Origin of the sequence: Candidimonas nitroreducens, from assembly GCF_002209565.1 — a bacterium.
GTDB classification, from domain to species: Bacteria; Pseudomonadota; Gammaproteobacteria; order Burkholderiales; family Burkholderiaceae_B; genus Candidimonas; species Candidimonas nitroreducens.
The window spans coordinates 308,959-332,174 of record NZ_NJIH01000003.1 but is presented as its reverse complement, the minus strand read 5'-3'; the positions used below and the strand labels follow the sequence as shown (position 1 = coordinate 332,174).

General features: G+C 63.8%; 18 protein-coding genes. 8 read left to right on the top strand and 10 right to left on the bottom strand.

Annotated features, from left to right (window positions below):
• Positions 1–467: 467 nt before the first annotated feature.
• The gene (locus CEY11_RS05220; protein ID WP_088602298.1) at positions 468–2,636 is read left to right on the top strand and encodes a malate synthase G; all 2,169 of its coding nucleotides are present in this window, start codon (positions 468–470) and stop codon (positions 2,634–2,636) included.
• Between the two features lie 236 nt (positions 2,637–2,872).
• Here CEY11_RS05220 and CEY11_RS05215 read toward each other — a convergent pair whose 3' ends face one another.
• The 3 genes from CEY11_RS05215 to CEY11_RS05205 form a co-directional block, all read right to left on the bottom strand.
• The gene (locus tag CEY11_RS05215; protein ID WP_088602297.1) at positions 2,873–4,267 is read right to left on the bottom strand and encodes a nucleobase:cation symporter-2 family protein; all 1,395 of its coding nucleotides are present in this window, start codon (positions 4,265–4,267) and stop codon (positions 2,873–2,875) included.
• A 250-nt stretch (positions 4,268–4,517) separates the two neighbouring features.
• Entirely contained in the window at positions 4,518–5,837 is a 1,320-nt protein-coding gene (locus tag CEY11_RS05210) for an MFS transporter (RefSeq protein ID WP_198958835.1), read from the bottom strand.
• Positions 5,838–6,053: 216 nt separating this feature from the next.
• Positions 6,054–7,208 (bottom strand): amidohydrolase, encoded by a 1,155-nt coding sequence (locus tag CEY11_RS05205; RefSeq protein WP_233154724.1) that lies wholly within the window; start codon positions 7,206–7,208, stop codon positions 6,054–6,056.
• Positions 7,209–7,526: 318 nt separating this feature from the next.
• Between CEY11_RS05205 and CEY11_RS05200 the strand changes: the two genes are divergently transcribed.
• Positions 7,527–8,066, top strand: coding sequence for a MarR family winged helix-turn-helix transcriptional regulator (locus CEY11_RS05200; protein WP_198958834.1), 540 nt, complete (start codon positions 7,527–7,529; stop codon positions 8,064–8,066).
• Between the two features lie 21 nt (positions 8,067–8,087).
• Here the strand turns inward: CEY11_RS05200 and CEY11_RS05195 are convergent, their stop codons facing one another.
• Positions 8,088–8,774, bottom strand: coding sequence for a GntR family transcriptional regulator (locus CEY11_RS05195; RefSeq protein WP_088602296.1), 687 nt, complete (start codon positions 8,772–8,774; stop codon positions 8,088–8,090).
• Positions 8,775–9,002: 228 nt separating this feature from the next.
• On the opposite strand from CEY11_RS05195, the gene CEY11_RS05190 reads away from it, so the two are divergent.
• The 4 genes from CEY11_RS05190 to CEY11_RS05175 all read left to right on the top strand — a co-directional run bounded on the left by CEY11_RS05190 (position 9,003) and on the right by CEY11_RS05175 (position 14,324).
• Positions 9,003–9,731: a ribonuclease activity regulator RraA gene (locus CEY11_RS05190; protein WP_088602295.1), complete on the top strand. Its 729-nt coding sequence runs from the start codon at positions 9,003–9,005 to the stop codon at positions 9,729–9,731.
• A gap of 139 nt (positions 9,732–9,870) precedes the next feature.
• The gene (locus CEY11_RS05185) at positions 9,871–11,220 is read left to right on the top strand and encodes an ABC transporter substrate-binding protein (protein ID WP_088602294.1); all 1,350 of its coding nucleotides are present in this window, start codon (positions 9,871–9,873) and stop codon (positions 11,218–11,220) included.
• 240 nt (positions 11,221–11,460) lie between these two features.
• The gene (locus CEY11_RS05180) at positions 11,461–13,161 is read left to right on the top strand and encodes an ABC transporter permease (RefSeq protein ID WP_088602293.1); all 1,701 of its coding nucleotides are present in this window, start codon (positions 11,461–11,463) and stop codon (positions 13,159–13,161) included.
• 23 nt (positions 13,162–13,184) lie between these two features.
• Entirely contained in the window at positions 13,185–14,324 is a 1,140-nt protein-coding gene (locus tag CEY11_RS05175) for an ABC transporter ATP-binding protein (protein WP_088602292.1), read from the top strand.
• 97 nt (positions 14,325–14,421) lie between these two features.
• Here the strand turns inward: CEY11_RS05175 and CEY11_RS05170 are convergent, their stop codons facing one another.
• The 5 genes from CEY11_RS05170 to CEY11_RS05150 form a co-directional block, all read right to left on the bottom strand.
• Positions 14,422–15,339, bottom strand: coding sequence for an isocitrate lyase/PEP mutase family protein (locus CEY11_RS05170; RefSeq protein ID WP_088602291.1), 918 nt, complete (start codon positions 15,337–15,339; stop codon positions 14,422–14,424).
• Between the two features lie 78 nt (positions 15,340–15,417).
• Entirely contained in the window at positions 15,418–16,389 is a 972-nt protein-coding gene (locus CEY11_RS05165) for a Bug family tripartite tricarboxylate transporter substrate binding protein (RefSeq protein WP_088602290.1), read from the bottom strand.
• Positions 16,390–16,405: 16 nt separating this feature from the next.
• Entirely contained in the window at positions 16,406–17,068 is a 663-nt protein-coding gene (locus tag CEY11_RS05160; RefSeq protein WP_088602289.1) for a cysteine hydrolase family protein, read from the bottom strand.
• A complete protein-coding gene (locus CEY11_RS05155) occupies positions 17,065–18,249 on the bottom strand; it encodes a CaiB/BaiF CoA transferase family protein (RefSeq protein ID WP_088602288.1) in 1,185 nt (394 codons plus the stop codon). The genes CEY11_RS05160 and CEY11_RS05155 overlap by 4 nt, the downstream gene beginning before the upstream one ends.
• Positions 18,246–19,277 carry a hydroxymethylglutaryl-CoA lyase gene (locus CEY11_RS05150; protein WP_088602287.1) on the bottom strand — a complete coding sequence of 344 codons (1,032 nt, stop codon included), beginning with the start codon at positions 19,275–19,277 and terminating at the stop codon, positions 18,246–18,248. Before CEY11_RS05150 ends, CEY11_RS05155 begins: the two co-directional genes overlap by 4 nt.
• A 95-nt stretch (positions 19,278–19,372) precedes the next feature.
• Between CEY11_RS05150 and CEY11_RS05145 the strand changes: the two genes are divergently transcribed.
• Entirely contained in the window at positions 19,373–20,104 is a 732-nt protein-coding gene (locus tag CEY11_RS05145; protein ID WP_088602286.1) for an IclR family transcriptional regulator, read from the top strand.
• 121 nt (positions 20,105–20,225) lie between these two features.
• Here the strand turns inward: CEY11_RS05145 and ilvD are convergent, their stop codons facing one another.
• Complete coding sequence (gene ilvD, locus CEY11_RS05140) at positions 20,226–22,094, bottom strand: dihydroxy-acid dehydratase (RefSeq protein WP_088602285.1); 1,869 nt, start codon at positions 22,092–22,094, stop codon at positions 20,226–20,228.
• Between the two features lie 112 nt (positions 22,095–22,206).
• On the opposite strand from ilvD, the gene CEY11_RS05135 reads away from it, so the two are divergent.
• Entirely contained in the window at positions 22,207–23,118 is a 912-nt protein-coding gene (locus tag CEY11_RS05135) for a LysR family transcriptional regulator (protein WP_088602284.1), read from the top strand.
• The last annotated feature ends 98 nt before the right edge of the window (positions 23,119–23,216 follow it).

Genomic DNA, 23,216 nt, shown 5'->3' with positions numbered 1-23,216 from the left:
ACGCACCGGAAACCCGTCAACCATGCATGCCCCCAAGGGGCCGGCCGGCGCGCCAGCCGCGCATCGCCGCCGCAGATGATTCCTGGTGCATGGCCCGCCGCGGACTGCAACGCCAGTGCCCGGCCATTGGCCGGGCGCAGCGCCGCATTCGAGCGCTGATTTCCTTCTCTTTGCTAACGCCATGCCGCCCCGCCCGGGGCCGGCGCGGCATGGCCTCGCGCGACAAGTCCTATAATCACGCGTGACGATCGCGCCACCAGCGCCCACCAGAAACAATCCGGCCCGGTGTCCGGCTTGCCCGATTCACAAGACAGGCAAGCCGGACACTTGCATACCCAGCCTCCCCTCACAGCAGGCAACGTGCATAGCACCGATACTTCGCGCCGCAGACGGCGGGACAGTGCTGGATACGCTTGGGCCGCGACAGCCGGTTTAGCAAACTTAATCATCCGACGAGAAGGAAAAACATGACCGAGCGTATCTCCTGCGGGCGGCTGCAAGTCGCCCAGGCGCTGCACCAATTCATAGAACAGGAAGCACTGCCGGGCACTGGCCTGGACGCCGGCGCCTTCTGGGCGGGCTTCGACAAGCTGGTGCACGAGCTGGCGCCGAAGAACCGCGCGCTGCTGGCCGAACGCGACCGCCTGCAGGCCGAGCTCGACGCCTGGTACCGCGCGCATCCCGGCCCCATCAAGGACGCGGCCGCCTACCAGGAATTCCTGCGCGGCATCGGCTACCTGCAGGAAGCCCCCGCCCAGGTGGCCGTCAAGACCAGCAAGGTCGACACCGAGATCACCCAGCAGGCCGGCCCGCAGCTGGTCGTGCCCATTACCAACGCCCGCTACGCGCTGAATGCCGCCAATGCGCGCTGGGGCAGCCTGTACGACGCGCTGTACGGCACCGACGCCATCGCGGAAGACGACGGCGCCACGCGCGCCGGCGGCTACAACCCGGTACGCGGCGCCAAGGTCATTGCCTACGCCCGCGATTTCCTCGACCAGCACGCGCCGCTCGCGCAGGGTTCGCACAAAGACGCCACCGGCTACGCCGTGGCTAACGGCGCACTGGTGGTGACCCTGAAGAACGGCGCCACCACCGGGCTGGCCGACACCAGCCTGTTCGCGGGTCATCGCGGCGAGGCGCAAGCGCCCGAGGCCGTCGTGCTGCGCCACAACGGCCTGCACTTCGAGATCCAGATCGACAAGAACAGCCCCATAGGCAAGCAGGACGCTGCCGGCGTCAAAGACCTGCTGCTCGAGGCGGCGATCACCACCATCATGGACTGCGAAGACTCGATCGCGGCCGTGGACGCCGACGACAAGGTGCTGGCCTACCGCAACTGGCTGGGCCTGATGCAGGGCACGCTTACCGAACAAGTCACCAAGAACGGCAAGACCTTCACCCGCGCCCTGAACCCCGACCGCGAATACCTCGATCCGCAGAGCCAGACGCGCAAGCTGCACGGCCGCTCACTGATGTTCATCCGCAACGTCGGCCACCTGATGACCAACCCCGCGGTGCTCGACGAGCAAGGCCAGGAAGTCCCGGAAGGCATACTCGACGCGGTCTTCACCTCGCTGATCGCGCTGCACGACATGCAGCGCCGCGGCAATTCGCGCAGCGGCTCGATCTACATCGTCAAGCCGAAGATGCACGGGCCGGCCGAGGTCGCCTTCGCCAGCGAACTGTTCGCGCGCACCGAACAGCTGCTCGGCCTGCCGGCCGACACCGTGAAAATGGGCATCATGGACGAAGAGCGCCGCACCAGCGCCAACCTGAAGGCCTGCATCGCGCAGGCAAGCACGCGCGTGGCCTTCATCAATACCGGCTTCCTGGATCGCACCGGCGACGAAATGCATACCTCGATGGAGGCCGGCCCGATGGTGCGCAAGGGCGACATGAAACGCAGCGCCTGGATCGACGCCTACGAGCGCAGCAATGTGCAGACCGGCCTGGAATGCGGCCTGCGCGGCCAGGCCCAGATCGGCAAGGGCATGTGGGCCATGCCCGACCTGATGGCCGACATGCTGGCGCAGAAGGCCGGCCAGCTGCGCGCCGGCGGCAACACCGCCTGGGTACCCTCGCCCACGGCCGCCACCTTGCACGCCCTGCACTACCACCAGGTCGACGTGCAGGCGGTGCAAAAAAGCATGGAAGGCAAGTCCGAACCGCTGCTCGACAAGCTGCTGACCATACCGGTGGTGGAAAAGGCGCAGTGGTCGGCGCAGGAAATCCAGGAAGAGCTCGACAACAACTCGCAGGGCATACTGGGCTATGTGGTGCGCTGGGTCGACCAGGGCATAGGCTGCTCGAAGGTGCCCGACATCCACAACGTGGGCCTGATGGAAGACCGCGCCACGCTGCGCATCTCCAGCCAGCATATGGCCAACTGGCTGCACCACGGCGTGGTCAGCGCCGAGCAGATCCGCGAGACCATGCAGCGCATGGCGGCCGTGGTCGACGCCCAGAACGCGGGCGACCCGGCCTACCGCCCGATGGCGGGGCACTTCGACACCTCGGCCGCCTTCCAGGCCGCCTGCGACCTGGTGTTCAAGGGCCTGGAACAGCCCAACGGCTATACCGAGCCGCTGCTGCACCGCTGGCGCCAGGAAGTGAAGGCGCAACAGGCTGCGTAGCACGCCGCCGGCCTTGCAGCCGGCCCGGCCTGCGCCGGGCGGCTGCAGGGAACGTAAAGGGGCGGCCACGGCCGTCCCTTTACATTGCTCACGAGCCCGGGTCGAATCCCTCGGCCTTGATCGCCCGGCCCCTGTAAGCCTCCACCACACGATCCAGCGCACCAGGCACTACGTCCTACCACTCGCAGCGTAGCGGCTGCAACGGCGCGGCCGGATGCCTGCCGAGCCCCACGCCGTTACTCGGCGATTTCCTTGATGATGCGCTGCGTGCCCGCGGCGAATACCGAGGGCTCCTCGGGATTGCCCAGGCGCAGGTGGTTGAACACCAGGTTCAGCAGCACCGCCATGACCGCGGCGGAGCTGATGCCGGAATGGAAGATGGTGGCGACCCAGCGCGGAAAGTGCTCGTAGAAGTCGGGCGCCGTAATCGGGATCATGCCGAAGCCCACGGCGGTGGCGACGATGATCAAGTTCATATTGCCTTCGTAGCGCACCTTGGCCAGGGTGCGGATGCCGCTGGCCGCCACGGTGCCGAACAGCACCACGCCGGCCCCGCCCAGCACCGCGGGGGGCACGCAGGCGATCACCCGGCCCATTACAGGCAGCATGCCCAGCAGCAGCAGGATCACGCCGCTGGCCGCCACCACGTAGCGGCTCTTGATGCCGGTCACGGCCACCAGCCCGACGTTCTGCGCAAAGGCGCTTTGCGTGAACGAGCCGAACACCGGCGCCACGGCGCTGGAGATCATGTCGGCGCGCAGCCCGTCGCCCAGCCGGCGCGCGTCGATGTCGGTGCCGATGATGTCGCCCACCGCCAGGATGTCGGCCGAGGTTTCCACCAGCACCACCAGTATGACGATGAACATGGAAATGATCGCGGCCAGGTCGAATTGCGGCACACCGAAATGGAACAGGTTGGGCAGGGCGAATGTCGGCCCGTGGCCGACGCCGGAAAAATCCGCCAGGCCGCAAAACACCGCGATCACCGTGCCGACGATCATGGACAGCAAGATCGACAGGCGCGATATGGCCGCGCTGCCGAGCTTGCTCAACAACAGCACGATCGCCAGCGTCAGCGCCGCCAAACCGATATTGCCCATGCTGCCGTAGCCCGGCGCGCGCGGACTGCCGCCCATAGCCCAGTGCGCGGCGACCGGCATCAGCGACAGGCCGATGACGGTGATGACCGAGCCGGTGACCAGCGGCGGGAAGAACTTGATGACCTTGGAGAACACCGGGGTGATCAGCAGGCCCAGCACTGCGGCGATCATCACGGCGCCGAACACCGACTGGATGCTGCCGCCGGCCTTGAGAATGGCGACGATGGTCGCGACGCTGGCAAACGACACCCCCTGCACCAGCGGCAGGCGGCAGCCGAACCAGGGCACGCCCAGGGTCTGCAGCAGAGTGGCCAGGCCGCCCATGAACAGGCACGAGGCCACCAGCACGCCGATCTCGCCGGCGGGCAGGCCGGCGGCCTGGCCGACGATCAGCGGCACGGCGATGATGCCGCCGTACATGGTCAGCACATGCTGGAATCCATAGGCGATGTTGGCGCCCAGGCCTAAATGCTCGTCTTCGGGGCGTATGGGGCGTATGGGCTGCGCGGAATTTGCCGTAGTGGTCGTCATGTTGTCTCCCGGCTGTTATGTATTCATGCGTCGCGCCGCGGGCGCGGCCATGCAGCGGCTGGGTCGCCCACGGGCGGGAGCAGTGTCCTGTTTGCCTGATTCACCCATCAAGCAGAACACCAGTGCAGCCCGCCCGGGGATCCTGGCGCCATTGTGGCGCGGATCGGTGCATAAGAATCGGGAATTTCCGTATAGCCAGTATAAAGGCGCCCGAATGTGGGCGCCCGTCTATCGGTATTTCTACCAAGTTTCAGGCCGTACGGGGACGCAAACGAGCGGCCGCACCGGGCAGCAGCAGCGCGCCGATCAGGCCTATGACCACGCTTACCATCACGTAGTAGATAGGCGCCATATTGCTGCCGGTCGCCTTCACCAGCCAGGTGTTGAACAACGGCGCCAGGCCGCCGAAGACCAGCACCCCGACGTTATAGGTAATCGATGCGCCGGTGGAGCGCACGCCCACCGGAAACACTTCGGTCAGCGTGATGGGCGTGGGGCCCCAGAAGAAGCTCATGAAGAAGGAAATCAGCACCTGGGCCAGCAGCAGCGACTCGAAGGACGGCGACTGCACGAAATGCCGGAACAGGAAATAGCCGGCGATGCCATAGGCGATCATGCCGGGCAGATACACGGCCTTGCGGCCGTAGCGGTCGGACAGATGGCCGGCCAGCGGGCAGCACACCAGCAGCACCGCCGTGCCCACGAAGGTGGCCAGATTCACGTCGGCGATCGGCATGCCCAGTTGCCTCTTGGCGAAGATCGGCATGAAGAACACGAAGACGTAGGCCGACACCGTGCCCACCACGCAGATACACAGCGTGGCCAGCATTTCGCGCGGATAATCGCGAAACAGGCTGACGAAAGAAGACTTGATGCTGTCGCGTCCCGCGTGTTTCTTTTCAGCCTTCTCGCGCAGATAGGCGACGAACTCAGGCGACTCGTCGACACGGGCGCGAATCACCCAGCCCACCGGGCCGACCAGAATGCCGAACAGGAACGGAATGCGCCAGCCCCAGGCGTCCAGAGCCTGCGGCGTCAAGTGCGCGGTCAGCAGATACGCCGCCAGGGCGCCGCAGGAAAACGCCAGCGCCTGCGAACACATCTGGAAGCTGCCGTAGAAGCCGCGGCGGTGTTCCGGCGCGAATTCGATCAGCATGGTGGTCGCGCCGCTGAACTCGCCGCCAGTGGAAAAGCCCTGTATCAGGCGCGCCAGCACCATCAGCAGCGGCGCGGCAATGCCTATGGCCTGGTAGGTGGGCAGCACGCCCATCATGCCCGTGCCTATGGCCATCAGCACTATGGTCAGCGACAGCGCCTTCTTACGCCCCACGCGGTCGCCGTACAGGCCCAGTATCACGCCGCCCAGCGGCCGCATGGCAAAGCCCACGCCGAAGGTGGCCAGGGCCAGCAGCAGCGAGGCAAAGTCGCTGTGCGCGGGAAAGAACAGCCGCGAAATGACCACGGCAAACAGCCCGAAGATCGCGAAATCGAACCATTCCAGCGCATTGCCTATGACCGATGCCGCCACCACGCGCCGCATCATGCGCGGCGAAACTTGCATGTCACTCATCGTTTGTCTCCTTGATCTGCGTATCTGGCATCCAGGCCACTTCCGGCCCGGGTACTTACACTCTTCAAAGCGCCGCACCAGGCAGGCGCTGGAAAAAAGACCGTACACGTTTCATTTGCCGCCCTTGCTCCAGTCCGGTGGCCGGCCTTGCCAACTCCATGGCCCGATCAACTGGAAATCAAGGATCTGTCGCGGCCCCGCCACTGGCGGCGCCGCTCAGCCCAGGCGCTGGCGCACGATCTCGACGAATACGGCCGCCCCGGTGGCGGCGCTGCTGTCGTCGAAATCGAATTCGGGATGGTGGCAGGTCAGCCCGTCGTGCCCCAGGAAGAAGTACGAACCGGGGCGCTGCTCCAGCATGAAGGCGAAATCCTCCGAGGCCATCAGGGGCTCGGCCTGCACGACCTTGTCCGCGCCCACCACCGCAGCCGCGGCGCGGCGCACCACCTCGGTCTCGGCCTCGGTGTTGATGGTGGGCGGCGAAGACAGCAGGTGCTCGAAGCGCACGCCGCAGCCATAGGTGGCGGCAATGCCGTCGCAGATGCCGCGCAGGCGCTCCAGCGCCACCGTCTGCGCCTGCCTGGACAGCGTGCGCAGCGTGCCTTCGAGCTGCGCACTGTCGGCAATGACGTTGATGGCGCTGCCGGCATGGAACTGGCAGATGCTGAGCACCGCGGTATCCAGCGGATCGACATTGCGGCTGACCACGCTTTGCAGGGCCTGCACCAGCGCCGTGCCGACCACGATGGGGTCGATGGACTTGTGCGGCATGGCGGCGTGGCTGCCCACTCCCTGGATGTGGATGCGGAACAGGTCGCAGGCCGAGAGTATGGCGCCGCTGCGCACACCGACCTTGCCGGCCGGGATGCAGTTGTTGTTGTGCAGCGCATAGACCTCGCCGCAGGGATAGCGGTCGAACAGACCCAGGCGTATCAGTTCCGAGCCGCCACGCAAAGTCTCTTCGGCGGGCTGGAAGATGAAATGCACGGTGCCCTGGAAATCGCGGTGTGCGGCCAGGTGCTTGGCTACGCCCAGCAGTATGGCGGTGTGGCCGTCGTGGCCGCAGCCGTGGAATACATTGTCGTGCACCGAACGGTATTCGGCGCTGCCCTTTTCCTGCATGGGCAGCGCGTCCATGTCGGCGCGCAGGCCCAGAGTGGGGCCGGCGCCGCGCGTGCCGCGCAGGGTTCCGATCACCGCAGTGGTGCCGCCGAATTCAGCCTCGACCGCAACGCCCCAGGACTGCAGCAACTCGGCCACCTTGGCAGCGGTACGATGTTCCTTGAAGCCCAGCTCGGGGTGGCGATGAATGTCGCGGCGCCAGGCCTGCATGTCGTCGGAGAGTCGGGAAATTTCGGTTTCTGCCAGCATGATCGCGGTTCCTCGGGACTGCCTGCCGGGCGCCCGGCAGCGATGGAGATCTAGGGCCTGCTCACCCCAAGAGGGGAATCCCCTCTTGGGGTGAGCAGGCCCTATCGAAAATGAAGCCGGCCGGACGAGGCCAGTCAAACGATTTTTAGTAGATTACTTTAATAATTGAAAATTTCAACTAATTATTCGTCGTGGATTTCCCTAGCCTGCCGAGACTCCGAAACAGCTTCTTGCCTGCCAAGGCATGCGGGCGCATTGCGACAGCCCGCGCCGACGGCCTGGGCTAGAATGCAGGCTGCACACACACCCTACAGGGCCATGGCAAAAAAAACCACCGACGCCGGGCGCCAGAATTCCGGGTACGCCAGCTATCTCACCTTCAAGCTCGATCTCGTCAAATCGGCAATGCTGCGCCAGGCCAATCAGGTCTATCGGCACGAGCTGGGGCTGGACGTGCGCTCGCTGCGGCTGCTGCGGGCCATCTGCGACAATCCCGGCGTCACCGCCACCGGCCTGCGCGAGCTGACGCTGGTCGAGAAGACGCTGCTGTCCAAAGACCTTGCTGAACTGGTCGGCCTGAAGCTGGTGCGCCGCTCCATTCACCCCGACGACGCACGCCACCACCAGCTCTGGCCCACCGCGCGCGGCAAGCAGGTGCGGGTGGCCAGCGACGACCTCGGACACGCCATGGAAGCCGTCATGCTGTCAGTGCTGTCGCCCGACGAGCACGCTGTACTCGACGAACTGCTGGGCAAGCTGGCGCGTGAATTCCTGGCCGAAACGGGCGACCTCGAAGACCTGCTCGCGGTGCTCGAGAAGCACACCGCCAAGGCCCGGCGCCTGCGCGGCGCGGGCTAGCGGCTCATTGCTGCCAGCAGGTCATTGCGCAGCGAAATACTGCGGGTGATCGGCACGGATCCGGCTCACGGATTCCAGCGTGCCCGACAGATGCGTGCGCAGATGCTGCTGGGCGGCCTCGGCATCGCCGCGTTCCATGGCTTCCAGTATCTGGCTGTGATCGCCGACGATGCGGGCGATCTTGTCGCCGGCCGGCAGATGCAGATTGCGCAGCCTGTCGATGTGGCCGCTGCGGCTGCGCACCAGTTTCCACAGCGCCAGCTTGCCGGTGGCCTCGTACATCAGGCAATGGAATTGCTGGTCGGTCTCGGTGAATTCGCCGTAATTCTGGCTGTCGCGCAGCTCGGCCTGGCGCCGCAGCAGGGTTCGCAGCCGGCCCAGCAGCGCGGTATCGGGGTGCAGTGCAAGATCGCGCACGATTTCCAGCTCGATGGCGCGGCGCAGGAAATGGGTTTCCTCGGCATGGCTCACGTCGATCAGGCTGACTTTGGTGGCGGCCTGCGGAAACACATCGACCAGCCGGTCTTCGGCCAGCCGCAGCAGGGCCTCGCGCACCGGGGTCTGGCTGACGCGGAATTCGGCCGACATCTGTACCCGCGACAAAGACGCCCCAGGCAGGTACTGCATGGAAACAATCTTGTCGCGCAGCAGCTCGTAGAGCTGGGGCGCCGCCTGCCGGTACCGATCGAGCTCAGCAGCGTATGCCATAGTCAAAACCAATCAGTAGATTTATCTATATGCGAATTATATATTTCTTGTTAATATACTAATATATTAGTATGCTCGCAGGCAAGACCGGAATACGTTTCGGGCCCAATTTCTGCGCGGCGCGCTGGTTCGCTGCCGCGGCGACCCGAAGGTCTGCCAATTCGATTTCGCACAAACGGATGCCGGCATCATCGCCGGCAAACCGGATATTTTCCCAGGAGATACTCCATGGCAGCACTCGACCAGACCATTATCGACCAATTGCGCCAAGTCAGCGTGGCCACCGTCACCACCGCCTTGTACAAGCGCGGCCTGCGCCACCAGATGATACAAAGCGTCTACCCCGTGGGCCACAACCGGCCCAAGGACGAACGCATCATCGGCCCGGCCTACACGCTGCGCTACATGCCCGCGCGCGAAGACCTGAACGGGCTGGAAGTCTTCCGCGACCGCGGCCACCCGCAGCGCAAGGCCGTCGAAGAATGCCCGCCGGGATACGTGCTGGTCATGGACAGCCGCAAAGACGCCCGCGCCGCCTCGGCCGGCAGCATACTCGTCACCCGCCTGCAGCAGCGCGGCGTGGCCGGCGTGGTCACCGACGGCGGCTTTCGCGACTCGCCCGAGATCGGCGAGCTGGGCATACCCGCCTACCACCACCGCCCGTCCTCGCCCACCAATCTTACGCTGCACCAGGCCATAGACATCAACGTGCCCATCGGCTGCGGCGATGCGCCGGTGTTTCCCGGCGACGTCATCTTCGGCGATGCCGAAGGCGTGGTGGTGATCCCCGCGCACCTGGCCGCCGAGATCGCCGCCGAAGCCGTGGAAATGACGGCATTCGAAGACTTCGTCACCGAAAAGGTCAAGGAAGGCCGCTCGATCCTCGGCCTGTATCCCGCCACCGATCCGCAGACGCCGGAAGACTTCGCCGCCTGGCGCAAGGCCAACGGGCGCTAGGCTGCGCCGGATCGCAAGCCTGACGGGCCGGGCGCCGAATGATCGGCCCGGCCTTGACACCTCCCGCTCGGGTGATATGCTCATAACCGAAATGTCTTATATATAAAGGCATCCCGAGAACAATCAGGAGGAGTCATCAATGAAGCCTAATCGCAAGATATGGGCCAGCGCCTTCGCATTCACCGCGGCGGCGGGCACGTTCTTCGCGGCCTCGGCCGCGGCGGCGGCCGACACTGAACTCGTGATCGTCACGTCGTTCGCGCCCGATCAGACCGTGGTGTTCAAGAACGCTTTCACCAAAGCGCACCCCGACATCAAGCTCAACATCATCAACAAGGGCACCGCTTCCGGGGTCAAGTACCTGCAGGAAACGGCGGGCAACAACAAGACCGACCTGTTCTGGGTTTCTTCACCCGACGCCTTTGAAGTCCTGAAGGCCAATCACCTGCTCGAGAAGTACGCGCCCGACACCAAGGGCACCGCGTCCGAAATCAGCGGCTACCAGATCGACGATCCCGACGGCTATTTCTTCGGCTTCGCGCTGTCGGGCTACGGCTATATGTGGAACACGCGCTACCTGCAGTCCTACAAGCTGCCGGTGCCGCAAACCTGGGAAGACCTGACCAAGCCCATCTATTACGGGCACTTGGGCATCTCGGCGCCGTCGCGCTCGGGCACCACCCACCTCGAAATCGAGACCATCCTGCAGGCCCAGGGCTGGGACAAGGGCTGGGCAACCATCAAGAAAATGGCAAGCAATGCCAAGCGCATCACCAACCGCAGCTTCGGCGTGCCTGAAGGCGTGGACAGCGGTGAATTCGGCATCGGCATCGTCATCGACTACTTCGGCTTCACCTCCAAGGCCGCGGGCTTCCCGGTCGAGTTCCACTACCCGCCCGCCACCACGCTGGTGCCGGCCACCATAGGCGTGGTCGCCAACGCGCCGCACAAGCAGGCCGCGCACGAATTCGTCAATTTCGTGCTGTCGCCGCAGGGCCAGGCGCTGCTCTTCAATCCCAAAGTCATGCGCCTGCCGGTCAACAAAGAGGCCTACAAGAACGCGCCCGCGGGCATCCCCAACCCCTTCGAAGGCCAGATCAAAGCCAGCGTCCACTTCAATTCAGACTTGTCCCAGTCGCGCTACAACGTCGTCAATTCCCTGTACGACGTAATGATCACCTACCGCTTCAGCGAGCTGCGCGCGGCCGTCAAGGCCATCGACGAGGCCGAAGCGGCGCTCAAGAGCTCGTCCAAGCCCGAGGCCAAGAAGCTGCTCGACGAAGCCAAGGCGCTGGTGTATGGCGTGCCGATCACCGAGCAAAAGGCCAGCGAGAAAGACTTCAGCGCCGCCTTCACGGGCAAGCGCAAGAAGGCCACCGACAAGGTCACCGGGCGCCAGGCCGAGTTCGAAAAAGACTGGGACAACCACGCCGTGGCGAACTACCGCAAGGCGGAAGACCTGGCCAAGCAGGCCAAATCGATGGCGTGACCGCGGCCGCGTACCGGCACTTGCCATAGCGTCTGGTTTGCCTGGTTCACCGGCTACGCAAACCAGACGCCAGGCCCCGCAAGGCCGGCGCGGCGCGATTGACCCGGCGGCCCGATACGCATGCTTTATGCACGCGAGGTTCGGATGCTCGTCCCGCCCTGGCCGCCGCGCGCCTGAACCAGCCTTGCGGCCTTGAGCAGCCCCGCGCCGTGCGCGGCCCAACTCCGGAGTGATGTAGCGATGGCCAGTGCGACCGCGCACTTATCAAGCAGGCTTCCTTCCCTCAGGCCCTACGCCGTATACGGCGTGATTGCCCTGTTCCTGATCGTATTCCTGGCCTTTCCGGTATTGAAGGTGATATTCGTCGCTTTCCAGGACGCCAACACCGGTGCGCTGACACTGGTGAATTTCCACGACTTCTTCGCCAACAGCCTGTTCCGCGAATCGTTCTTCAACTCTCTTTACGTGGCCTGCGCCTCGGTGGTGCTGGCCTCGGTGTTCGCCCTGCCGCTGGCCTACTTCACCAGCCGCTTCAATTTCTCGGGCTCCGTCGTCATCCAGACGCTGTCTTTCATTCCGCTGCTGATGCCGCCCTTCATCGGCGCCATCGCCATGCAGCTGCTGCTGGGGCCCAATGGCAGCGTCAACCTGCTGCTGCGCGACCACTTCGGTTTCACCATCCCCTTCATGCACGGGCTGAACGGCGTCATTCTGGTCGACAGCATTCATTATTTCCCGTTCCTGCTCATCAATTTGTCGGCCAGCCTGGCGAACATCGACAGATCCATGGAAGAGGCCGCGCAGACCCTGGGCTCGAGCGGCCTGAGGCTGTTTCGCAGGATCGTGCTGCCGCTGTCCATGCCGGGCTTCGTCGCCGGCGCCTCGCTGGTGTTCGTCAAGGTGTTCGACGATCTGGGCACACCGCTGCTGCTGGACGTCAGCAAGCTGCTGCCGCCGCAAGCGTACCTGCGCATCACATCCATCGGCATCTCCGATCCCATGGGCTACGTCATTTCCTGCATGCTCGTGGCCTTCTCGGTGTTCGCCATGTGGGTGTCGTTCCTGGGCATGCGCGGCAAAGACTACGCCACCGTGCAGCGCGGCGGCGGCGGCCTGTCCAAGCGCGACCTGCGCCCGGCCGAATCGGCCGCCTGCTATATCGTGGTGCTGCTCATCCTGGCCATCGTGCTGGCCCCGCATATCGGGCTGCTGCTGCTGTCCTTCGGCACCATCTGGTCGTTCAGCGTGCTGCCCAACGGCTACACCCTGGCCCATTACCACCAGGCCTTCACCACGGCCTTCGGCTTCATCACCAACACCGTGCTGTATGCGGGCCTGGCGGGCCTGATCGACGTCCTGATCGGCACGGCCATCGCCTATATCGGGCAGCGCACCGGCGTGCCCGGGCGCAAATGGCTCGACTACCTGGCCATGGCCGCCCTGGCCATTCCCGGCGTGGTGATCGGCATCGGCTACCTGCGCGCCTTCAATAACGTGCAGATGCCGTTTTCCGACCAGTCCATGGCCTCGTGGTGGGGCGTCATCGTCATCGCCCTTTCAGTGCGGCGCCTGCCCTACGCGCTGCGCGCCTGCGTGGCCGGGCTGCAGCAGGTTCCAGCCTCGCTGGAAGAGGCCTCGCAGAACCTAGGCGCCACCAGCGTCAAGACCATATGGCGCATCGTCGCGCCACTGATGTCGGGCGGCCTGGTTGCGGCCTTCGTCACCAGCTTCGCCACGGCGGCGGTCGAACTCTCCGCCACCCTGATGCTGGTCTCGAAAGAAGCCGACGCGCCGATTTCCTACGGCATCTATCTGTTCATGCAGGCCGTGTCCGGGCGCGGCGCGGGCGCGGCGCTGGGCATCATCGCCGTCGTCATCGTCGGCATCGCAACCTTCCTGTCGCACCAGCTCGTTGCCGGCGCGCGGCGCAAAATGGCCTGAATCCAGCACGGAAAACTTCGGATATGAACACTGCCACATCCACGGCCTCCATCGACAAGGACACTGCCTGCGCCGCGGGCACGGCCGCCGCGGCCCCGCGAGTCGCCCCGGTGCGCATCGACATCGAGCAACTGACGTTGTCGTTCGGCGAAACCACGGTGCTCAAAGGCATCGATCTTTCCATCGAACCCGGCGAATTCTTCGCCTTCCTGGGCCCTTCGGGCTCGGGCAAGACCACGCTGCTGCGTGCGATCGCCGGCTTCGGCCCGACGCCGCGCGGGCGGATACTCATCGACGGGGCCGACATCGCGGGCCGCATGCCCTGGCAGCGCGACGTGGGCATGGTGTTCCAAAGCTACGCGTTGTGGCCGCATCTCAACGTGGCCCGCAACGTGGCCTACGGCCTCGAAGAGCGGCGCGTCGCGCGGCCCGAGATCAAGGCGCGCGTGCATGCCGCGCTGGAACTCGTCGGCATGGCGGACTACGCCTTGCGCTATCCGTCGCAGCTGTCGGGCGGCCAGCAGCAGCGCATCGCGCTGGCGCGCACCATCGCCGTCGAGCCGCGCGTGCTGCTGCTGGACGAACCGCTGTCCAATCTCGACGCAGGCCTGCGCGTGCAGATGCGCCAGGAGCTGCTGCAACTGCAGCGCCGGCTGGGCATCACCACCATTTTCGTCACGCATGACCAGGAAGAAGCCAACACCATCTGCGACCGTATCGCCGTCTTGTCCGCCGGCGTAGTACAGCAAGTGGGCCGCCCGGCCGACGTCTACGACAACCCGGTCAATGAATTCGTCGCCCGCTTCCTGGGCACCGCCAACATCATCGCCGGCCATACCCAGCGCACGGCGGCAGGCATCGTCTTCGCCTCCGACACGGGCACATTGCGCCTGCCGCTGGCCGACGACGCCGGCGAGGGCCGCGGCCACCTGGTCATCCGCCCGCAAGGCATAAGCGTCGCCCCCGCGCCGTCCGAACAGACCATCGCCGGCACCGTGCGCTCGGCGGAATTCCTCGGCGGAGCCACGCGCTACAACATCGAGGCCAATCAGCTGGCGCTGCTGGTGGACATCAAGCACATCCGCGGCGCTCCCGACTTGCGCACGGGCGACCAGGTGGCGCTGTCGATCCCGCCCGCGCAGGCCATTTTTCTTGCTGCCTGAGGGCCGAGGCAGCACAGTGACCGCCGCGCCATTGCGAACATGGGATCTTGAGCGAAATAGGGCTTTCTTCTTTACGGCTTTCTACCGCCATGCTCATCTAACGATGCAGCAGCCGCTGCTCTGTTGCAGTCCATTTTTCATACTCGAACAGCGTCCAGAGTTCTCGATGAGACAGCATGCGGGGCACCATGGCGGCAGTTGTGCCCGACCCCGCCAGCTCACGCAGCATTTCCAGCCCGGCGTAGGCGAAGCAGCGCGTCAGTGCATTGGGATATATAGCCATAGAAAAGCCCAATTTGGCCAGTTGACCTGCCGGCAGGATCGGAGTTCGTCCTCCTTCAACCATGTTGGCCAACACCGGCACATTCACAGAACGAGCAACGATCGCTAACTCTTCTTCGGTCTCCGGACTTTCAACAAAGATGACGTCCGCACCGGCCTGCACATAACGCGCCGCGCGCTCCAGAGCGGCCTCGATACCATCGGTGCTACGTGCGTCAGTGCGCGCAATCAACACCAAATCAGGGTCTACGCGCGCATCGACTGCAGCCTTGATGCGACCTTCCATTTCCGCCGATGACACAAGGTTGCGGCCACTTTCGTGGCCGCATTTCTTGGGCCAGGACTGATCTTCGATCTGAATGCCGGATATCCCTGCGCGCTCGAACTCACGCACCGTACGGATCAGATTCAACGGCCCCCCATAGCCGGTGTCCGCGTCAACGATCACGGGTATCGAGACGGTGTCGGCAACGCGGGCGGCCCTGTCCAGAATTTCGGAAAAAGACATCAACCCCACGTCGGGGGCTCCCAATGCCGACATCGACATGCCGGATCCCGTCAAGTACAGCGCACCAAAGCCGCTCTGCTCTATCAAGCGTGCGCCTACGCAGTCGTATGCTCCCGGGGCGACTAGAAGTTCCGATGCTGCGATCAGGCTGCGCAGCCGCGCGTTCCGCCCGTGGGCCGTGCGCAAGCCCAAAGGGTAGCCCTTATCGTCCCTGGATGTGTTCACAGATGCTCCATGTTCAACATATTTACTCGAATCAAAGGTGTTGTACGTACCGAAAGACGTACAACACCGACGCCTCTATTAGCGTGCAATCTTCTTGCGTACGGACACAGCCAGCACCTTGTACAGCTTCAATTCGGTGTCGATGGTCTTGGCAAAGGCCTGCGGCGAACTTTCCAGAACGGGCGCCATCCCTATTTGCAAAGTTGCCTTCTTGAATTCGGGCGACTTCGCCATCTTGGCCAGAGACTTGGCCAGCTTGTTGATAATGGGCTGGGGTGTACCGGCCGGCATCACCAGCCCATCCCACGCGTCGAACTTAAAATCTTTCATACCCTGTTCTGCGAACGTCGGGACGTTGGGCAGCTGTGGATCCCGCGACGGGGAAGCTACTGCCAGCGCTTTAACCTTACCGCTTTTAATAAGCGGCAATACCGAACCCAGCGTGGCGAACGAAAGGTCTACGTGGCCCGCCATCAAATCAGTCATGGCAGGTGCCGCACCCTTGTATGGAATCGGAATGATATTTGTGCCTGTTTGCCGCGAAAAAAGCTCGGTAGCGAGCAAAGGTGAGGCTCCGGGAGCTGCCGAGTTGTACTTGCCTGGATTCTTGCGTACTTCTTGCAAGAATTCAGCAAACGTCTTGGCAGGGAAGCTATTACGCACTACCAAAACAGTGGGCGCAACGGCAACAATTCGTACCGGCAGCAGATCTTTGCGGCTGTCGACATGAAGGCTTTCGTTCATCCAGGGATTGATGGTCAGATTGATGCCGGCCACCAAGCCGGTATAACCATCAGGCGATGCCGCTGCGGCGTCCTGGGTGGCGATGTCCCCGCCGGCACCCGCCTTGTTTTCGACGATGAATGGCTGGCCCAGATCTTCGCTCAGACTCTTGGCGATCAAGCGAGCAATCAAATCCGTAGGGCCGCCCGGGGCAAATCCGACCAGGATCTTGACTGGTTTTACCGGGTAATCGGCCGCATGGGACAAAGGGGACAGTGCCAAGGCGGTCAGCAGCAGGGCGGCACCGCACAAAGTTTTCTTCAGCATTTCGATTGCTCCGGAGTCAGGCGACGGCGCACGCGTGGCGCCAGGTTTGCAGCACATCTTTCGATTCGGCGGCCGGATAACGGGCACGCATGAAAGCGATGGAATTGACGTGCAAGTCAGGATTCGGGCCGGCGATCAAATCGACAACCGGAATGACGTAGTAGTCGTGATAGGACGCGCCTCGTACGGTCGATTCGACGCACCCTTCGGTGGTCGTACCCACGATGACCAGCGACTCGATGCCCTGGGCGCGCAATATGCCATCCAAGGGTGTGCGCACAAATGCATCCGGGCGAAACTTGGGTACGATCACATCACCGTCGCGAAGCCGCAGGCCTTCCACGAATTGGGCGCCCCAACTGTCCTTCAACGCGTATTCCGGCGATTTCCCGTCCCGGCACTTCAAACGCAGCCATGCAGGCGAATCGCTGCGTCCGTGCATCAAGGTCTGCTGTTGAATAAAGACAGTAAATATTCCCATGTCTTGCGCCGCACTCACGAACGACACGAGGGTGGGCACCATCGCCGAGATCGTCGACACGTTCTTGCCGTGCTTTGCAAAATGGCCATCTGCATGACAGAAATCATTTTGAACATCTATGACTATCAATGCAGTGCGGCCGGGCTCGATCAATTCCTCGAGGGTGTCACGCACCGGAACACCATTTATGTCCTTCATCCTTGCTCCCCATGAACCGTTTTGACATAGCCGGGCAAAGTTCTCAATACTGCTTCGGTATGTTCCCCCGGCTGTGGAACATCGCAGCGCACGCCCAGGCGGCGTCCATCGAGTTGAATGGGCAACCCCGGCACCTTGGCGATCCTGCCATCAGGCAGCGTGGTTGGCAGCAAGCTGCCATTCGCATTCAGATGAGGGTCGTCGAAGAGATCCCAGGGGCGCGCAATAGGCGCGAACGGCAGCCCTGCTTGTTCGCACAGAGTCTGAAGCTCGGCAAGGCTACGCCGGGCAAGCAGCGTGCCCACCAGAGGGATCAACGCGCCGCGATCCTGGGCGCGGGCGTTATTGGTCGACCATTGCGGATCCAGTAGTGCAGGCTCGGCCAGAGCCCGCGTAAACAGCGCCCACTGACGGTTCGTGACTACGCCAATGAAAATCTGGCGGCCGTCCGAGGTGTCGAATACGTCGTAAATACCCCAGGCGCGACGCCCTGCCGACATCGGAGGAGGCTCATCTCCGGAAATGGCGTTCTGCAGCATGTGAGTCGACACCAGCCAGGCCGCGTTCTCGAAAAGCCCGCTCTTTACATGCTGGCCGCCTCCCGTGGAGTCGCGCTCACGTATAGCGGCCATCACAGCAATCGCTCCAAACATTCCGCCCATCATGTCATTGACCGGCGCGCCGGCGCGCAGGGGCCGCCCGACGGGGCCGGTCATATAGGCCAGGCCGCTCATCATCTGGACGACCTCGTCCAGCGCGGTGCGCCTTTCATATGGGCCGTCCAGAAAGCCCTTCAACGAGCAATAGATCAAGCCGGGGTTGGTTTGGGACAAGGTGCTGTAATCCAGGCCCCTGGCAGCCAATGCATCTGGCCTGAAGTTTTCGATGAATACGTCGGCCTCCAGTAACAGTGCCTTCAGGGCTTCCAGCCCCTGCTCGGTGTCCAGATCGAGAATGACGCTTTGCTTGTTACGGTTGCAAGCGGCAAAGAAGCCTGCGCCTGTATTTTTCAGATAGCGTGTGTGGTCGCCTACTTGCCCGGGCTTGCCAGGCGGTTCGATCTTGATCACGTCGGCACCCAGATCCGCCAGGATCAGCCCTGCGACGGGCCCCATTACCATGTGCGTCATCTCTACGATGCGCAGGCCATGCAAAGGCAGCATTCGCATGTTCTCGGTCATGCCCGATCCTTGTCTGAGGCAAGGCCGCAGGTTTCCGCGAGCGATTGACAGCTGTCTTGGTGGGCGCCCGGAGGCGGACACTGCCGTGTACGGCCCGGGTTGGCGTAGCGAAAACCCCGGTTCACGCCGGCGTCCGCAAGATGGCCATATAAGTTTTCGCCGGACAAGGCCTGCGCCAGAAGCGCACGCGCCTGCATCAAGGCGCCCAAATCAATGCCGGTATCCAGCCCCATGGATTCCAATAGGTACACAAGGTCTTCGGTCACGATGTTGCCTGTGGCTCCCGGGGCATAAGGACAGCCACCGAGGCCGGCCTGAGATGAGTCCAGCGTGGTTACGCCCGCCTCGATAGCCGCCACGGCATTCGCCAGGCCCTGGCCACGAGTGTTGTGCAGATGGGCGCCACCCGCCCTGTTGCCCAACAAATGACGCAGGCGCCCGAACATGCGCCGTACTTGCACCGGGTTTGCGGCGCCGACCGAATCGGATAGGCCGATTGAGTCCGCGCCGGCGCGAGCCAGCCTTTCCGCCATCTCCATGACCCAGTCTTCGGGGACAATGCCTTCGCGTGAGCAGCCGAAAGCGGAAGCGATGCCCACCTCGACGGTGGCGCGAACGCCGTTTTTTGCCTGCTCGTCTCGATAGGCACATATATCGGCTATGGCGGCAATGGACTGTTCGCAGCTCATGCGCACATTAGCCATGTTGTGGCTTTGCGAGGCCGAAACCGGGATCGAAATTTTTCGCACCCCGACAGCCAGCGCTCGTTCGGCGCCTTTGAGGTTGGGCACCAGCGCCAGCACGTCCAGCTCGGGAATCTGCAGCGCCTGGCGCGCAACTTCTTCTGCATCCGCCATTTGCGGCAATAGCTTGGGATGCACGAACGAGCCAATTTCGATCTCTTGTAAACCCGACGCGGCCAGGGCACGAATCCATTGTGTTTTTGCCGGTGTGGGCATAATGGTGGCGATGTTCTGCAACCCGTCGCGCGGGCCCACCTCGCTGATCAGCACATCTCTTGCTTGCATTTTTTATTTCTATCTAATAAAATTAACTTTCTTCTAATAGAAATCAGAATAGTCCACCCGATCTTGGGCTGTCAAGAGCCGGTGGCGCAATTTTTATGCCTCGTTATCCCGTACGCCCCCCTGACGCCGCCCAAATTGCACAAGGGGGCGTGACGGCCGTAGACAGGGCACTCACACTGCTCACGGCATTTCGCGACGCAGATTCGGGGCTCACACTCAGCGAGCTCGCCGAGCGTGCACAATTGGTTCCAAGCACCGTGCTACGGCTGCTTGCGTCATTGGCGCATTTCGGTTTCGTGCAGAAGCGCGGCGACGGCACATATGCCCTGGGCTCTGCGGCGGCCCAGCTGTACCGCGTGTATGTCGCATCGTTCAATCTACAGGACGCGGTACTACCGGTGCTGCAGGCTCTGGCGGCGCGCACCCTGGAAAGTGCATCCTTCCACGTTCGCCAGGGAGACCATCGCCTGGTGCTCTATCGTGTCAATTCGCCAATGCCACTCATTGATCAGAGTCGAGCCGGCGATCTGTTGCCGTTGGATCGCGGCACCGGTGGGCACGTCCTGTTGGCGTTCGAGGGTGAACCAGGGGCGCCCTACGACGAGGTGCGCAAGGCGGGTTACAGCGCTGCAGCGATCAGCGACCGATCTCCCGAGCTTGCAGGCATTTCGGCGCCCGTGTTCGATGCCGAGAAAAAACTCAGGGGTGCCGTTACATTGACCATGCCGGCGCAGCGCTACGGCGCGCAACATATCCCGGTCGTACGGGAGGCCGCAGACCAATTGACACGCTTGCTGGGCGGAAACACCAAGCCCTTCGCGGCTTAGCGCGCGCTTTCCCGAGCGTGCGCAAGTACCACAAGCCTTGTCACGATTGTCCCCGCATGCCCCCTGAGCCGGGCCGCACTCAAGACATCGGGGCCAGGCTCAGAGCATGGGGCGGATCACACTACCGGCGGCCGGAAGCCTTGAGCTGCGAGATATCCCGCACTGCGCCGCGGTCGGCCGAGGTGGCCAGGGCCGCGTAGGCCTTCAAGGCCTGCGACACCACGCGATCGCGGTCTTCGGGCTGCCAGGCGCGGTCGCCGCGCGCTTCCATCTCGGCGCGGCGCTGCGCCAGTTCCTCGTCGCTGACCGCCAGGTTGATCTGGCGCTTGGGGATGTCGATCTCGATGCGGTCGCCGTCGCGCACCAAACCGATGGTGCCGCCCTCGGCCGCCTCGGGCGAGGCGTGGCCGATCACCAGGCCCGACGAGCCGCCGGAGAAGCGGCCGTCGGTGAACAAGGCGGAGGCCTTGCCCAGGCCCATGGATTTCAGATAGGACGTGGGGTAGAGCATTTCCTGCATGCCCGGGCCGCCCTTGGGGCCCTCGTAGCGGATCACCACCACATCGCCTTCCCTGACCAGGCCGCCCAGAATGCCCGCGACCGAGGCTTCCTGGCTTTCGTAGACGCGCGCCGTGCCAGTGAACGTAAGTATGCTTTCGTCCACCCCGGCGGTCTTGACGATGCAGCCTTTCTCGGCCAGGTTGCCGTACAGCACCGCCAGGCCGCCGTCCTGCGAGTAGGCGTGCTCTTTGGAGCGGATGCAGCCCTGTTCGCGATCCAGATCCAGCTGCGCGAAATAGCGATCCTGGCTGAAGGCCACCTGGGTGCGCACGCCGCCCGGCGCGGTGCGATAGAACTTCTGCACCTCGTCGCTGGCGTGGCCGCTATTGACGTCCCAGTCGCGTATCGCGCGGCCCAGTGTGCCGCTGTGCACATTGCCGGCATCTTCATGCAGCAGCCCGGCACGCGACAGCTCGCCCAGAATGGCCAGGATGCCGCCGGCGCGGTGCACGTCTTCGATGTGATACTTGTTGGTGGAAGGCGCCACCTTGCACAGGCAGGGCACCCGGCGCGAAACGCGATCGATGTCGGCCATGGTGAACTCCACGCCGGCTTCCTGGGCCGCGGCCAGCAGGTGCAGCACGGTGTTGGTCGAGCCGCCCATGGACACGTCCAGCGACATGGCGTTTTCAAAAGCCTGGAAGGTCGCGATATTGCGCGGCAGCACGGAAGCGTCGTCCTGCTCGTAATAGCGCTTGGCCAGCTCGACGATAAGGCTGCCGGCGCGCTCGAACAGCTGGCGGCGCCGCGCGTGCGTGGCCAGCACAGTACCGTTGCCCGGCAGCGACAGGCCCAGGGCCTCGGTCAGGCAGTTCATGGAATTGGCGGTGAACATGCCCGAGCAGGAACCACAGGTCGGACAGGCACTGCGCTCGGTCTCGGCGGCTTCGGCATCGGACACATTGGGGTCGGCCGCCTGGATCATGGCGTCGATCAAGTCCAGCTTGACCTCGAGCTGGCCCGGCGCCTGCACCTTGCCGGCCTCCATGGGGCCGCCGGAAACGAATACCGCCGGGATATTCAGGCGCATCGCCGCCATCAGCATCCCCGGGGTGATCTTGTCGCAGTTCGAGATGCACACCATGGCGTCGGCGCAGTGCGCATTGACCATGTATTCCACCGAGTCGGCGATCAGCTCGCGCGAAGGCAGCGAATACAGCATACCGCCGTGGCCCATGGCGATGCCGTCATCGACCGCAATGGTGTTGAATTCCTTGGCCACGCCGCCGGCGGCCTCGATCTGGCGCGCCACCAACTGGCCCATGTCCTTCAGGTGGACGTGGCCGGGCACGAACTGGGTGAAGGAATTCACCACCGCAATAATGGGCTTGTCGAAGTCGCCGTCCGTCATGCCCGTGGCGCGCCACAAGGCGCGCGCGCCGGCCATGTTGCGGCCATGGGTCGTGGTTCTGGAACGGTATTGCGGCATCTGGAATCTCCGGGTAGCGAGTAGGGTCGAATCGAATGGCGCCCAGAGTAATGGACTTTCTTTAGGAAGTAAAATATATTATTAAGCGGCTATTAAGTCTTAAAATATATTTATGGATGCCCGGCAATTACGCCACTTCGTGGCGGTGGCGCAGACACTGCACTTCGGCCGCGCCGCCGAGGCGCTGGGCATTACCCAGCCGCCGCTCAGCCAGTCCATCATGGCCCTGGAACGCGAGCTGGGCGCGGCGTTGTTCCGGCGTACCAAGCGCAGCGTGGCGCTTACGCCCTTCGGCACGCAGTGGCTGCAACACGTGCAGGCTGCGCTCGACGGCGTGAACGCCCTGCCCGATATCGCGCAGCGCCTGCGCGACGGCACCGCCGGCCGCCTGGAAATTTCCTTCGTCAGCACCGCCGACTACAGCATCCTGCCGGCGCTGGTGCGCCGCTACGCCGCGCTTTTCCCCGAGGTGGAAATCGCGCTCACCGAGGCCACCAGCGACGTGCAGATCGATGCCCTGATCGAAGGCGCGCAAGGCGTGGGGCTGGTGATCCCGCCCTCGGAAGCCGCGTTTCCGGGGGCGCTGTCCTACCTGCCGCTGGTGACCGAGCCGCTGGTGGCGGCGGTGCCCGACAGCTGGATCGCCGAGGGCAGGCTGCCCGGCGCGTCGGAACGGCTCGCGCCCGAGGCCGTGGCGGGCGAGCCGCTGATATTGTTTCCGCGCCGCAGCGCCCCCGCCTTCCACGATCTGGTCACCGGCTACTACGCGGCGCACGGCGGGCAGGCGCGCATCGTCCAGGAAGCCATACAGATGCAGACCATCATCAGCCTGGTCTCGGCCGGCATGGGCATCGCGCTGGTGCCGGCGTCGCTGCGCAACCTGGCGCGCGCCGGCGTCAGCTACCTGGACTTGGGTGGCGCGGTGCCGCTGCTGGAAACCGGCATGGCCTGGCGCCGCGACGACACCACCCCGACCACGGCGCGCTTCCTGGAAATCGCGCGCGAACTGGCGGCGTCGGGCTGAAGAAAGCCGCAACGCCGCGGGGCCGGGCCGCAGCAGCAGTATCATCGCCAACGAGCCGCAGCAGCCCGGCGGCGGGGGATGTAAACGACCGAATGCGC